The organism is Rickettsia endosymbiont of Seladonia tumulorum (genome assembly GCF_964030815.1).
In the GTDB taxonomy this organism is placed as follows: Bacteria; Pseudomonadota; Alphaproteobacteria; order Rickettsiales; family Rickettsiaceae; genus Rickettsia.
The window spans coordinates 541,331-555,850 of record NZ_OZ034963.1 but is presented as its reverse complement, the minus strand read 5'-3'; the positions used below and the strand labels follow the sequence as shown (position 1 = coordinate 555,850).

Here is a 14,520-nt window from a genome sequence, read left to right as displayed (position 1 = left end):
TTTTTATTATATCATTTTCTGAACTAAATATCCATAATAGTTAGCTCCTAATAGTGAGTTGCAAATAAGCAACGATATTTCAGCTTATCATAAGTATATTCCGAATAAATCCAATATTTAAGGATTATACTTCTAGGCTTTATGAAGATTTCTAATATGAATTGTTTAAGATGAGAAAATAGTTAGTTTTATTAATGTATACCTTTAATATTTCAAGATTTGGCAAGCCAAATTGCGGTATATGTGCTTCTTTTTCAAAAAGCTTTAGATAATAATGAACATCTAAGGTGAAAAGCAGATTTCACCTTAGATAAAGTTATTTATGGTTTAATTGACTTATAATTCCAAATAAAAATATAAGAAAGTTATATACTATTTAAAGCATATTTTATAAAATTTCAGACAAGATAAATTTCAAGATAAGTCTACACAGCGTAAATTCACTTGTATCAAACTTTATAAAATATGCCGTACCATACCGGTTAATGGTTCTGTGTACAAAGTTTAAATTACTCAAATTAACCACCAAAGAGCATAACGTTGGTGGCCGGGGAGTTAGAAGAACCGTCACAGAACAGTTATAACAGCCTTTAGGTTTAAAACCTTGTACATAGCTACTATCTCCCCAACCATGACAAAGTTGAGGAGCATTTTTAAATGGATGATGCTAACCATCTGTGATCAAGGGCTTCTATACCCAAGGATAGCATTACTGCTATCCTTGCAAAGGATTTTAGCTAACTTTTCTAAAATGTCAACTATATTTTCTATTAATAATAGAAAATATATTTTTTGTAAATGAAGAGTTAATAGACGAGGTTTAATTACTCGTCTCTTACTACTAGGACTGATATACTAGAGTGACGAACGATTTTAGAGGCATTAGGACCAAGCATATAATCTCTTAGCTGCGGTCTAACTGCTGAAATTATTATTAAATCAGCTTTGATATCATTGGAACGCTTAATTATTTCATCATAAACAGCACCGCTACCTATGTAATAATCAGCTTCAATTTCATCTGGTACATATTGTTTTATAAGCTCTTTTACTTGAGTTTGATATTTTGCTTTTTTTTCTGCAATCCAATTTTTAGGTAAATAATCTTCGACCATTTTCATACCAAAATCAGAAATCACATATATAAAATGTAGCTTTGCTTGAGAAGCTGTTGCAAACATTAAAGCTTTAGAAAGAAGAGCTTTCACAGACTTTTTATCTGCTAAGTCTATAGGTATAAGTATATTTTTAAACATAGTATTTCTATATAATACTCTAATAAATAGTTATTCTCTATTTCTTACCGAGTCATGTTTTGGTAAAACAAAGTTTTGAGTATCGGCAAAATAGTTAATGTTAATATTGTTCAATAAATAATTAGAAAGTTTAAAACTTGCAACATTTCTATGAAAAGCACCAATAAATTTATCTAACATATTAGAATCTACATCATTTCTAGTTACTAAAATTGCTGATACTTTTACAGTTGTTTGATCACCTGTAATACCTGGATATAAGCCTTTATGAAGCTCCGCTTTGCGAAAAGCTCTATTTTGTTGTATTAACTCTGCTATTTTATCGTTTTCAATTGAAACAAAATCAATTTCACATCTATTAGCAATTAAATTCACTAAAGGGTTTGGATGCCCAACCATCATGATTATAGCATCTATTTCTTTTTGGCAGAATTTATCGATAGAATCTTCGTAATTAATATCAGTATTTATTGGTTCTTTAGCAAATTTATATAGAGAACACATTGCATCATAAGTAATATTGCTGCTGGAATATTCTGGACCACTAGTTATTCTCTTTCCATCAATATCAGCAAAAAACTTTATCTTATCCTCATCTTTTACAATAACTGTAAAAAATTCATCATGCAAATTCAGTAGCTGACGTAGATTTTGCATTTTTCCTTTATCGCTATAATAACCTATTCCATCATATGCTTCTACTGCAATATTTGCTTGCACTAAAGCTAAATCGATTTTACCTTGTTGCAATAATTTTAAATTTTCAATACTACCATTTGTTGCAACAACTTCGCATACTATATTTTCGTTATTTTTTTCATCTCCTATAATTGTTTTGCATAAATCAAGACCTATAGAATAATAACCTTGCAAAATAGAGCCAGTACCAATCTTAAAAACTTTTTGCTTTTGATCAGCATAAATATCACTACATGTAAGAATTATACTAAAAACAAAGCTATATAATACTAATTTAAGGTTATTCATATAATTAATTCGCATGATTTTCAGGCTGCTGTTCTTCTTTACTATCACCAAGTTTTAACTCAAGTAAATTAATAGAGCCGATATTTATTCCTTTTTCAGAAAATTCAACATCAAACTTAGCTTTTTCTATATTAGAATAATCAGGATTTAAGTTATCTGATTCTTTAACTACAGCTTCATCGGAAGCTTTATTAACTGCTTTAGCTATAACTGTTTTAATAAACTTTTTAGAAAACATAATGTTATTAGGTAATAACTTATCAATAATAGAGTGATAGTTTTCAAGCTCAAATGATAACTTACCTTGTGGTAATTTGTTAGCAAAAAATTGTAAAGCACCATTTAGATTGATTTTAGAGTTATGATCACAACTAAAAATAAATTTTTCTATATTAAAATTTTGTAAAATAGCAGAATTTTCACCATCTGGGGTAAATTTTAATAAAGCAGCAATATCTAAAGTAGCATTTTTAAAATTAGCTATGTTCTTCTCAGAATCATAATTCATATTTAAAATCAATGAAATATCTTCGCTATCTGCTAGATTTTTCTTAGAAATAAAGAAAGCTAAATCATTAATTTTAAAAATCTCTTCATCATCTTTGAATATTAATAATGATTTATTATTAAGCTGAATCGATTTTATTACTTCTTTTAGATCATCATCTTTCGATATTTTATATAAAGGTTTATTAAATTTCCCTATTCCTTTTATATCCTCTTTACTACGCATATCATAGGTGAATGTTTTATCGCCGTAATTATCTACTTCTTTAATAAATGGTCCAAAATTTAAAGTAGCTTTTTTAGTACTAAACTTAATATTTAAAACAATATTTTCACTTGAAAGCTCTTTAGAATTTACATGATCTATTAATTTTACTTTTGGATCTGTTATAGTAATTTTCCAGTGAAACGGATATCCTGAAAATTTAACTGTATTATAGGATATTTTAAGATTATCCGATTCAGAATTTTTAATTAAATTTATTACATTGTTTTTCAAAGTATAAGCAGCAGCAAACCATACTATAGTAAAGGCTAAGAAAACAAAAATAAGTATTTTACGTATCACTTTTTTAATCCATCATTTTATGTTACGAGTAGCAGAAGGGAGACGTACTTTTATACCGTCTAATTTTTCAGTTAAAATAATCTGACACCCTAATCTAGAAGTATCCGTAAGACCAAAGGCTAAGTCAAGCATATCTTCTTCTTCTTCCTTAGGTTTTTCTAATTTGTTGTAAAATTCTTCCTCTAAAATAACATGACAAGTAGCACAGGCAAGAGAACCTTCACAAGCCCCCTCAAGATCTATGCTATTACTATGAGCAACTTCTAAAATAGAAAGCCCTAGTGGTGCCTCTATTATTTTCTCTTCCCCATTATTTATAACAAATGTAACTTTTATTGTTTTTGACATTATCCTCTTTCTTCCTTAGATTTTTCATATAACTTATCTTATAAAGAGGAATTTGCAGGAAACACGGAACGCAGCATACATAAACGTACGTAAGGATGCGAGTAACGGATTGACGTACAAATTACCTTTAGAAGTAAGTTATTTAATTTGATTGATATTTTTACCTTTCAATAAATCACTAATTACTACATTAATCTTCGTATTTAAAGATTTTTTTGTTTTAGATTTAAAATCTTTAACAGCATTATTAATTAAAGCACGATCTCGTGCATCTATTGCATGCTTTATGTTATTTAATAAACTACTGATTATATGCTTTTCGTTTTCTGATAGCAAATCTACTAATTCTTTAATAGCATGTTCTATATTAAAAATCAAAGATTCAGCTTCAATAACTGTTTCTTGTAATAATCTTGCAGCATGATCTAGTTTAGCATTTTTATAAGCATTTTCTAAAACCTTATCAACTTCACTTGTATCAATCCCGTAATCTGGCTTCACTTCTATGATATGTGAGGTATTACTTATTTTTTCGTAAGCAGAAACAGATAATATACCATCAGCATCAATAGAAAAAGTAACTTCCGCTCTAATACTTCCTGCTTTCATGGGAGGAAGTCCCTTTAGCTCAAACCTAGCCAAAGTACGGCAGTCTGCTACCATTTCACGTTCACCTTGTAGTATATGAAATTGTATGCCGGTTTGATTATCAGCATAAGTTGTGAATTCTTTTACCACAGAAATAGGGATCGGAGTATTTCGCATGATAATTTTTTCAACAATGCCACCATATAGCTCCATACCTAAAGATAATGGTACTACATCAATCAATAATGAGTCTATATTTGGTGTTGTTAAATTCTCTGCTTGCAGTGCAGCCCCGTATACAATAGCTTTATCAGGATTAATATCTGAAAGAATATTTACTTTAAAAGCTTTATATAATTCATCCTTGATTAACGGAATACGAGTTACACCACCTACTAAAATAATGCCATCTATGTTCGGATTTCCTGCTATTTCCAAACATTCTTTGGCTATATTGATTGTACGACCTATTATAGGGGTAATTAACTGTTCAAATGTTTGTTTATCAAGCGATATATTATTGAACTCAAAATTATCTTGGTTCGATAATGCTTCTTTTGCCTTTTTAGCAAACTGTAGAGTATCAGTGTTATCAGGTAAGTTAAATTTATTACAAAAATAATCAGCAATGATTTTATCTATATCATCGCCGCCAAGCATATTATCACCACTTGTTGCTATAACCTGAAAAACACCTGCTGTAATATTTAGAATTGATACATCAAAAGTACCACCACCTAAATCATATACAAGATAATAACCTGTTTGGTTTTTATTTAATCCGTAAGCATAGGCAGCCGCAGTAGGCTCTGCAATTAGCCTTAGAACCTCTAAGCCTGCAAGCCTTGCTGCAAGCATCACCTGCCCTCTTGCCGCATCATTAAAATGAGCTGGAACAGTAACAACAGCTTGGGTTACTTCGGTTGTAAGCTCTTTTTCTGCCTGTTGTTTTAGATATATAAAAACTTCTGCTGCAATTTCAGCAATCCGCATTTGCTTATTGGCAAAATTTAATTTAAGTTCCTGATTATTTACATTTATATAATCTTTAATTAAAGAAAAAAGAGCAGGAGTATTTAGAATTTCATTTAATGTTTTGCCGAATAACCTTTTAATTGAACGTAAACCTTTATTACTACCTACTATAATATTGTTATTCGTAAATTCTATAGTAGTTGGGATTAATTCTTTATTATCTTCAGTTTGTATAATTTTAACTTTTTTACCAGCTGAAATAGCTATTAGCGAGTTAGTAGTGCCAAAATCTATACCCACAGCTATTTTAGCTTCTTGTTTAGATTCTGCTTGCCCTGGTTCTCTAATTTCTATTATTTGCATAATTTCATTTTTTCCTGAAGCTTACTCAGCAATGTATGAATATATTTAAGTTTACTAGTTTTGATAGTCGCATCTGATAAATCTTGCTTTTTGAAAGACTCAGCTAAAAAATTTACTTCTGCTTTCTCCATTAATTCATATTTACTTTTTATTTCTTCTAAACTTTTATATGAGCTAGTATTTTCTATAAGCTCCATTTCATCCCAGAATATACTTAACTCAAGAGCAGAAAGCTTACTGCGTACTTTCTCATCATTTAAGTTTACACCATATAAAAGCAGCATATATTCAGCACGCTTTAAACTATCTTTAAGGGTAGAATAAGCTTTATTTAGGTTTGATGCTATAATAAGATTTTGCTCTTTTTCTTGCAAATTTTTGGCTTTATCAGGATGATATTTTATCTGCATAGAAAAATATTGCTTTTCTAATATCTTCAAATCAATATTATAAATTTGCTCTAACCCTAGCAATTCAAAATAATTTTGCACTTTATTTGTAACTCATAAACTGCTTTATCATATATTAAAAATATAAAAAATACAATTATGGAAATAGATATATTACATTTTGAAAAAAAATACCCAAATTTCATTCTAGCTGGCATAGATGAAGCTGGCAGAGGACCGCTAGCCGGACCAGTAGTAGCTGCCGCTGTAATAGTGGATCAAAACAATATTATAGCTGGCATTAAGGATTCTAAAAAGCTTTCTAAAAAGAAGAGAGAGTTATTATATGAACAGATAACTGCTAATTACAATTGGGCAACCGGTATTATCTCACACACTAAGATTGATAAGATTAATATATTAGAAGCAACGAAAAAAGCTTGTCTTCTTGCTGCGGAAAACCTTAGTACTAAGCCGGAAATAGTTTTAGTTGATGGTAACATGCAATTCAGCGATAAAAGATTGATCAGCATCATAGACGGTGATAATTTATCAATATCGATTGCTGCTGCTTCTATTATAGCAAAAGTTACTAGAGACCGATTAATGCTAGAATTAAGTAATGAATTCCCGCAATATTTATGGCACAAAAATTCAGGTTATGGCACAAAAGAGCATGCTCAGGCTATAAAAGAATATGGCTTATCCCCTTATCATCGCCTAAGTTTTACTAAAGCTTTATGTAAATAGAAGTTTATTTTGTATTATTGATGTTAAACCTTAAGTTTAAATAAATATAGACATCATATATAAATTAGGATAAAATACGCCGCAAAAAATTACTAGATTTTGTGGTCAAAAAATTAAAGCATGATTCCTTAGTAAAAATAATAATGACCGATAAAATAGCGGCACAAGAATTTTTAGAATATTATTTACCTAAGGATTTTAAAAAACTGATAGATTTATCAAAAATAACTGTAGAACAAGAAAGCTATATTGAAGAGTCTCTAAGTAAAAAATACAGTGATATAGTTTATGGAATTGAAACGAAAGAATATGGCAAGGGATTTGTGTATATATTAATTGAAGCACAATCAACTGTGGATTATTGGACTGCTCTAAGATTATGGAAATATACTTTGCTCTTATGTGAACGGCATAAAGAAAAAAGGAATAAATTGCCGTTAGTATATAACTTAGTTATTTATAATGGTAAGCAAGTTTATAACGCTCCTCGGAATTTATGGGATTTGTTTACTAATAGCGTAATGGCAAAAAAACTAATGATGGAAGATTATCAGCTAGTAGACTTACAAGCCATGTCAGATAATGAAATCGTTAAGAAAAAGCACATCGGAATGTTAGAATATATACTTAAACATATATATGAACGTGATATGATTCAATTATGGGAGCAATTTTTAGCAAATTTTAATCACGTTATAATGCTTGATAAAGAAAAAGGTTATATTTACCTAAAATCGTTTTTATGGTATACTGATGCAAAGATCTCAAAAAAGCAACAACCGAGATTAGTGCAAGTATTTGATAAATATTTATCACCACAACACAAGGATAACATTATGAAAACTATAGCAGATGTGTATATAGATGAGGGAAAACGAAAAGGAAAGCAAGAAGGAAAGCGGGAAGGTGAGTATAATAAAGCGGTGATGATAGCAAAAAAGATGTTCTCTCAAGGTTTCAAAATTCCCGTTATTGCTGAGCTGACTGGTCTAAAAGAAACCCTTATCCGCTCAATTATAGAAAGTAATTAATTGTGCAGTAGTTTGCTGTATAATTTATATCCTATTCAAAAAAAGCAACGCATTATTGTCATAATTAAATATAATCTTTATAATGTTAGTTATTCAAACTAGCAAAAACATTTATGAAAGAATTTCCGAAAAATTATAATTTTATCGAAAGCGAAAAAAAATGGCAAAAAATTTGGCAAGAAAAACAAGTTTATGCATACAATGAGAATATCGCTAAAGATGAAACATTTGTTGTAGATACGCCTCCGCCGACTGTTTCAGGACAGCTCCATATCGGGCATGTTTATAGCTATACACAGACCGATTTTATAGTACGGTTTCAGCGTATGATGGGAAAAAATATTTTCTATCCTATGGGCTTTGACGATAACGGACTGCCGACTGAGCGACTTGTTGAAAAGCAAAGACAAGTCAAGGCGTATAATATGGGCAGAGAAGAATTCATAAATATTTGTAATGAGGTAGTAGCAAGCAAAGAAGAAAAATTTAGAAGCTTGTTTAATCAAGTCGCTTTATCGGTAGATTGGAATTTAGAATATCAAACAATCAGTCCGCTATCTCGTAAAATCTCGCAAATGTCTTTCCTTGATTTAGTAAAAAAAGGCGAAGTTTATCGTAATAATCAGCCAATTTTATGGGATCCGGTAGATGGTACAGCCCTTGCTCAAGCTGATATTGAGGATAAGGAAAAAACCTCATTCATGAACTATATCACTTTTAAAACTGAAGCAAATGATGAATTTACCATCGCAACTACACGACCTGAACTATTACCTGCTTGCGTTGCCGTATTCTATCACCCAGACGATAAGCGTTATCAGCATTTAGCAGGAAAGTTTGCCGTTACTCCACTGTTTAATGTTAAAGTCCCGCTTTTAGCTGACCCGTTAGTGCAGCAAGATAAAGGCACAGGGCTTGTTATGTGCTGCACATTTGGTGATCAAACGGATATTATTTGGTGGAAAACGCATAATCTGCCTTTGAATACTATTATTACCAAAAAAGGTACGATAGATTTCCCTCATGAGATCGGAATAGACGGCTTAAAAATAAAAGAAGCAAGAAGCAAGATAATAGATATTTTAAAAGAGCAAGAATTGCTTGTTAAGCAAGAAGAGATTACCCAAACTGTTAAATGTGCTGAGCGTTCAGGTGCACCTCTTGAAGTACTAACTGTGCCACAATGGTTTGTTAAAACTATATCGCATAAAGATGAGCTATTAAAAAGAGCAAACGAACTAAATTGGTATCCTAAAAATATGAAGATTCGTTTAGACAACTGGATTAATGCCATATCTTGGGACTGGTGTATAAGCAGGCAGCGTTATTTTGGCGTGCCATTTCCTGTTTGGTATTCTAAAAGAATCGGCGAAGAGGGTAAAATTTTATATGCCGATATCTCGCAGTTACCTGTTGATCCTTTAAAGGATTTGCCTATTGGCTATAGCAAAGATGAAGTAGAACCCGACTTAGACGTTATGGATACTTGGGCAACTAGCTCTGTTTCGCCGCAACTTTCAACATGGGGTATTTCTGATGAGTTTGCCGTGAATAAGGATAGGCATAATAACTTATTCCCAATGGATTTAAGACCTCAAGCACATGAGATTATTAGAACTTGGGCATTCTATACTATCTTAAAAGCTCATCTACATCAAAATACTCTACCATGGAAAAATATTATGGTAAGTGGTTGGTGTTTGGCTGAAGATCGTAGTAAAATGTCTAAATCCAAAGGAAATGTATTAGTACCGGAAAAATTGCTAGAGCAATATGGTTCTGATGTTATACGCTATTGGTCGGCTAATTCAAAATTAGGAGCTGACACTGCCTATTCAGAAGACGTAATAAAAAATGGTAAAAGGCTTGTTAATAAGCTGTGGAATGCTGCTAAATTTGTCTCGCAACATTTTGATAAATTATCTGATGAAGACAAAAAAGCAAATCTTATATATGTGAAAGAAAAAATTACTCATGAATTCGATCAGTGGATAATTAATAAATTAGTAGAGCTAGTAAACAATGCAACAAACGAGTTGCAAAATTATGAATATGCTAACGCTATGCATTTAACGGAAAAATTTTTCTGGTCAGTATTTTGTGATAATTATTTAGAAATCAGTAAAACACGTGCTTATGATGAAGAAAATAAAAACCCTAGCGGACAATATAGTAGCATATTAACGCTTTATCACGTCATGCAAACCCTACTTAAACTATTTGCACCATTTATGCCACATATTACCGAGGAGTTGTATCAAATATTATATAGTGAAAATTCTATTCACATTAAAGGTAATCGGATTAATTATGGTAATTTAAACTATAAAATAGATGCAAAACAGCCGGAAGGATTGCTTGAGATTTTAGATCATGTTAGAAAATTTAAAGCTGAAAAGAATCTATCCATAAAAGCAGAAGTACAATTGCTTGAAGTTAGCGGCATTGAATTATCCGAAGAATTGACATCAGATTTAAAAAATGTTACATCAGCAAAAGAAATAAAATTCAAACCAACAAATAATGAAATTAAAGTCAGTATTCTCACCTAAAAATATTTTAGGTTCTATTCTCTTGCTTTTTGCCAGTATATTTTTTTATACTCACGTGCTTGAACATGATTGGCGTTATAAAGTGCCAACCGATGAAGAAGTAAAAAAATATAGAATTAGTGAGAATACGACTCTCTCACTCTATCAAATAATGAAAGATACTCATGAGTTGTTAACTAAGCACAATATTAATTATTGGATAGACGGAGGCACCTTGCTTGGGGCAGTTCGTCATCAAGGGATAATACCTTATGATGATGATCTTGATATTGGCATAATGCAAGAAGATGAGATAAGGCTACAACAAATATTTCCAGAGTTTCAAAAACTAGGTTATTCTATTTCTCATGATCTAGCTTATAAAATATGTCAAAAAGGCTGCATTGATATTTTTACTTTTCAAAAAGACCAAAATAAATTTATTCATTCTAACTTAAAAACACGCACTCAATATCCTAATGATTTCTTTTATGATCATGAATTATTACCTTTAAAAAAATATAAATTTGGTGATATAGAAGTTTATGGTCCCTATAACCCAAAGGAAAATTTAAATAGACAATATCCTGAATGGGATAAATATGCGGTAATACATCATCCCCACAATTTTCATTTGTTTTTTCTATCAAATATCGAGAGAAAAACTAAATTCATCTTAACGCCGGAATTATTAAAACCGGCTAAAGCACTTAAGCCCTTAAAAAATAGAGTAAACTAACGTTACTAGATGATACTACAAACTAGAATTATTAGAAATAGTAGAGCAATATCATGCAGATATAGGATTATTATTAGATTATTTTGATCAAAAAGGAAACGTTGATTATAACACAGGTCTAACTTTATGTGTTAAATCATCTCTCAAGAAATACTACCTCTTACCGGCAAAGGCTTTAATTTTGCTTAAAAATTTTACAAAAGAATAATTGCATTAAAAATTGCTATAGCTCATAATAGTTAATTTAAATTAACTATTATGAAAAATTATGAGCAGCAAGCTTGAAATAATATTAAACTATTATAATAATATATCAGCTTTTTCAACATGCTTATGGAAAAGTACTACTGCACTTGCAAGGTTTGATTTTGGTAAATTATTTAAAATATGGGGATATGATAAAAATTTTGATAATTTACCCACAACAACAAAAAATTTTGTTTACACAGAACATTTACAAGCACTATTAAGCAGCATAGCAAAAACTAAAAAATATCAAGGTGAAAATATTACCGATAAAAATTGGCAAAATATTTTTAACGAACTAAATAACTATGATCATTTTTTACATATAAAATTACAAAAATTAATAGGAATAGAAAATAAAAATCTTATTGACGCAATTCTAAAATATATAGGAGATATAAAATCACTAGAATTTATTGAGTTACGTAATAAAGTTCAGTTGTTTTTAGAGAATAATTTTGAGCATTACGCAAAATTATTTGAATCAGCAGAAAAAATTTCTAATACGTCATATCCGCTCACTAAAGAATATTTCCTATATCGATATGTTGCTAAGGCAATATTATATAAGCCAAACGTGAATTATGCAGAGGAATTTAACAAAGAAAAAGAGATACATTTAAATTTTGTAAGGTATATTAGTTCATTAAAGCAAAGTTACTTTAAGCTAGAAAAAGCTAAAGATCAATTTAACGAGGAACATAAAATTAACTCTTGGCTAATAGAAAAATCCAATTCTATTAGCAGCCATTCTGGCAAAATAGCATTGACTTATAGTACTCTTATAACAGGAGTAATATTACTTCGTTCATATGTATTTGATGAAGAAGAACCACTATATGAGCTGTGTGCTTTACCAACTACTATTCTTGCTATATTACAACTTTTATTATCTTTTCCGAGTACCGTATTATCAAGTAAACAAACCAAAATCATTAATTATAATCTGTTTAAGGAATTAGAAAGTAAAACAAACGATAAAAGTCATTTTGAAGATATTAAATTTTTATTTGATAATACTCCTACCTTTTCTGATAATTTGATAAATAATGTAGTTATTTGTTTTAGATATGCAGCAAATCTACTATTACAGCCTATTGATTTATTAAATAATGATACTGTAAATTATTTTATAACATGTACCGCTCTACGTTGGTTATCCGCAGCTGGAGTCGTCGAAGAATAAAGTAAAGTTACGGGCTTTATGCACAATAAGCTACTTGGATTTTTGCACAATAAAATTGTTCCTGCTTTAATTGAAAATAAGTTGTTTTCGTCTGAAGAAATTAAACCTTATTTTTATGTATTGTTTAAACATCTAAAAAAAAATGATCTTAATGAGCAGAAATTACAAGCAATATACAAAAGACTTACAGATCAGGATATAGATTTTAATAATCCTGAATTAAATAATATTCATACTTATAGTAATTGGCAGGATGTGGCTAAATATCTTGCTATGGCTACATTATTAATTGATTATATTTGTTTTTATTTCCGAGACCCAGAAACCATATTCTATGAAGATCCTATGTTTTATGCTTCAGTTTCTATTAAATTCGCAAGGCTTGCTTCATTATTAATATCATCTTACTATGGTAATAAAATTACTCAAGATGTTACTGGAGAGGAGTTAAGCAATAACATATTTTTCCAAAATTTTTATTATAATGATGCAGCAAGATTAAATATGGCTATAATCCCTCTAATAATGTTTGAATCGATAAAAGATTTAAAATTGATGCTAGAAAAAACCCAACAGCAGTAAATGAATTTGCTCTAAGCAAAAGTTTAGAATGGTTTTGCAAAATGGTTACAATGCAAGTACCACCTAATTATCCTGGTCATGGTAGAAAAGTATATCCAGGATTTTTACAACTTGCAGGTTTTGTAAGCTTAAATCTATTCCGTCATATAGATTCGCATTTGGAATTATGGCAAAATTTATTAAATTGCGATTATCAAAAAGCTGATCATACTATTAAATTCTATGATGAATATTTAGCTGCTATGGATATGCCGGCAGAATTTTACCTACAAACTATCGATGAAGTATTCCAACAATTTTCACTAGCAAGAGGCAAATTAGTTTCAGAGCAACGTCCTATTGATCTAAAAAATATTACTAAATGTGCATTACTTGGTATAGAGGGAGAACTTGACGATATTGCAGCAGTTGGTCAAACCAAAGCAGCTTTAAAGCTTTGTGCCAATATTCCCGAATCAATGAAGAAATATCATTTACAAAAAGGTGCAGGACATTATGGCGTATTTAGCGGCAGTAAGTTTAAACAGTTTATAGTACCTTAAAAGCTTCATATACGATTTTGACCAAGCTAATTTTAAACAACCTAAAGCTAAAATGGTTTGATAAAACTCTAATAATAGTATGTCATACTGCGATTCGATTGCGGTATCTTAAGGATACGGTTAGGAAAGATTCATTTTACTATATTTCTAGTTTGGTCTTCCCATATCAATAATAGTTGAATCTTTAAAATCAGTATTTATTAAAAAAGGTACGGTAATATAAGCTTGTATTCTATTATTAGCTACTTCTTGTGCAATTGGCTCGCTAAAGCTTTTACTATATTTAAGAAGCTTCGTAGCAGCTTTTAAATTTACTAAATAACCTGTAGAAGTATAAAAATATCTTTGGGTATTAATTTTTTTAAGATAAGGATTATTATAAATTTTATAAAATTTTTGCCTCGGTAGATGCATCAAAAACAAATAGACTAGATCCCAATCACTAGGTAAAGATTTGATTATGGTTGAGAATTTCTTATAAAAATTTTCTTCTAATATAGCATCGTCTTCTAAAATTAAGGCATATGGAATATTTTCTTCAACCATTTTAAGCCAAATTTCTCTATGGCTACAATAACACCCAAATTCACCCGCGGTTAAGGTGCGATTTAATATCTTACTATTTGCATAATAATTTATATTCTCTGATGGACAAACAATAGTATAATTATTATCTAATGATAAAAGGGAAGAATTATTCTTTACATCTAAACCGGTAAACTTTTCTCCTTTTTGGTTTGTTATAGATAATTCATAACCGTTTACTGCTCTAAATCTTTCATAAGGTAAATTAATATGAATAAATTGTTTATTTATATTATTATATCTATTGGTACTATGATCTAGATTAATTACAAAAATTTTAATATCTTTTTCACTAATCGGATTATTTTTTAACTGATAAGTAATATAAAAAAATACTTTTTTATGCG

The 14,520-nt window shown here is 30.0% G+C and carries 13 protein-coding genes and 1 pseudogene; 7 read left to right on the top strand and 7 right to left on the bottom strand.

Features of this window, described 5'->3' with window-relative positions:
* Positions 1-824: 824 nt before the first annotated feature.
* The 6 genes from AAHF54_RS02695 to hscB form a co-directional block, all read right to left on the bottom strand.
* On the bottom strand, positions 825-1,256 hold the full coding sequence (locus AAHF54_RS02695; RefSeq protein ID WP_016948239.1) for a universal stress protein: 432 nt from the start codon (positions 1,254-1,256) through the stop codon (positions 825-827).
* 30 nt (positions 1,257-1,286) lie between these two features.
* The gene (locus AAHF54_RS02690; protein ID WP_342170173.1) at positions 1,287-2,243 is read right to left on the bottom strand and encodes a TAXI family TRAP transporter solute-binding subunit; all 957 of its coding nucleotides are present in this window, start codon (positions 2,241-2,243) and stop codon (positions 1,287-1,289) included.
* A 4-nt stretch (positions 2,244-2,247) separates the two neighbouring features.
* Positions 2,248-3,318 (bottom strand): hypothetical protein, encoded by a 1,071-nt coding sequence (locus tag AAHF54_RS02685; RefSeq protein ID WP_341789041.1) that lies wholly within the window; start codon positions 3,316-3,318, stop codon positions 2,248-2,250.
* A gap of 12 nt (positions 3,319-3,330) precedes the next feature.
* A complete protein-coding gene (locus tag AAHF54_RS02680) occupies positions 3,331-3,666 on the bottom strand; it encodes a ferredoxin family 2Fe-2S iron-sulfur cluster binding protein (RefSeq protein ID WP_011477186.1) in 336 nt (111 codons plus the stop codon).
* A 138-nt stretch (positions 3,667-3,804) separates the two neighbouring features.
* Positions 3,805-5,592 carry a Fe-S protein assembly chaperone HscA gene (hscA, locus tag AAHF54_RS02670; protein ID WP_342170172.1) on the bottom strand — a complete coding sequence of 596 codons (1,788 nt, stop codon included), beginning with the start codon at positions 5,590-5,592 and terminating at the stop codon, positions 3,805-3,807.
* Complete coding sequence (gene hscB / locus AAHF54_RS02665; protein WP_341789037.1) at positions 5,583-6,083, bottom strand: Fe-S protein assembly co-chaperone HscB; 501 nt, start codon at positions 6,081-6,083, stop codon at positions 5,583-5,585. The genes hscA and hscB overlap by 10 nt, the downstream gene beginning before the upstream one ends.
* Positions 6,084-6,140: 57 nt before the next feature.
* Here hscB and AAHF54_RS02660 point away from each other — a divergent pair, with 57 nt between their 5' ends.
* The 7 genes and pseudogenes from AAHF54_RS02660 to phaZ all read left to right on the top strand — a co-directional run.
* Positions 6,141-6,731: a ribonuclease HII gene (locus tag AAHF54_RS02660; protein WP_342170170.1), complete on the top strand. Its 591-nt coding sequence runs from the start codon at positions 6,141-6,143 to the stop codon at positions 6,729-6,731.
* 101 nt (positions 6,732-6,832) lie between these two features.
* On the top strand, positions 6,833-7,762 hold the full coding sequence (locus AAHF54_RS02655) for an Rpn family recombination-promoting nuclease/putative transposase (RefSeq protein WP_342170169.1): 930 nt from the start codon (positions 6,833-6,835) through the stop codon (positions 7,760-7,762).
* A gap of 113 nt (positions 7,763-7,875) precedes the next feature.
* Positions 7,876-10,314 carry a valine--tRNA ligase gene (locus tag AAHF54_RS02650; RefSeq protein ID WP_342170168.1) on the top strand — a complete coding sequence of 813 codons (2,439 nt, stop codon included), beginning with the start codon at positions 7,876-7,878 and terminating at the stop codon, positions 10,312-10,314.
* On the top strand, positions 10,283-11,032 hold the full coding sequence (locus AAHF54_RS02645) for a LicD family protein (RefSeq protein ID WP_341789210.1): 750 nt from the start codon (positions 10,283-10,285) through the stop codon (positions 11,030-11,032). Before AAHF54_RS02650 ends, AAHF54_RS02645 begins: the two co-directional genes overlap by 32 nt.
* 268 nt (positions 11,033-11,300) lie before the next feature.
* Positions 11,301-12,464: a hypothetical protein gene (locus tag AAHF54_RS02640; RefSeq protein WP_341789033.1), complete on the top strand. Its 1,164-nt coding sequence runs from the start codon at positions 11,301-11,303 to the stop codon at positions 12,462-12,464.
* Positions 12,465-12,482: 18 nt separating this feature from the next.
* On the top strand, positions 12,483-13,046 hold the full coding sequence (locus tag AAHF54_RS02635; RefSeq protein ID WP_341789032.1) for a hypothetical protein: 564 nt from the start codon (positions 12,483-12,485) through the stop codon (positions 13,044-13,046).
* A pseudogene (gene phaZ / locus AAHF54_RS02630) lies at positions 13,016-13,649 on the top strand (polyhydroxyalkanoate depolymerase); the annotation flags it as partial. The gene AAHF54_RS02635 and the pseudogene phaZ, both read left to right, overlap by 31 nt.
* A gap of 86 nt (positions 13,650-13,735) precedes the next feature.
* Here phaZ and AAHF54_RS02625 read toward each other — a convergent pair.
* Complete coding sequence (locus AAHF54_RS02625) at positions 13,736-14,404, bottom strand: glycosyltransferase family 25 protein (protein WP_341789209.1); 669 nt, start codon at positions 14,402-14,404, stop codon at positions 13,736-13,738.
* Positions 14,405-14,520 lie beyond the last annotated feature (116 nt).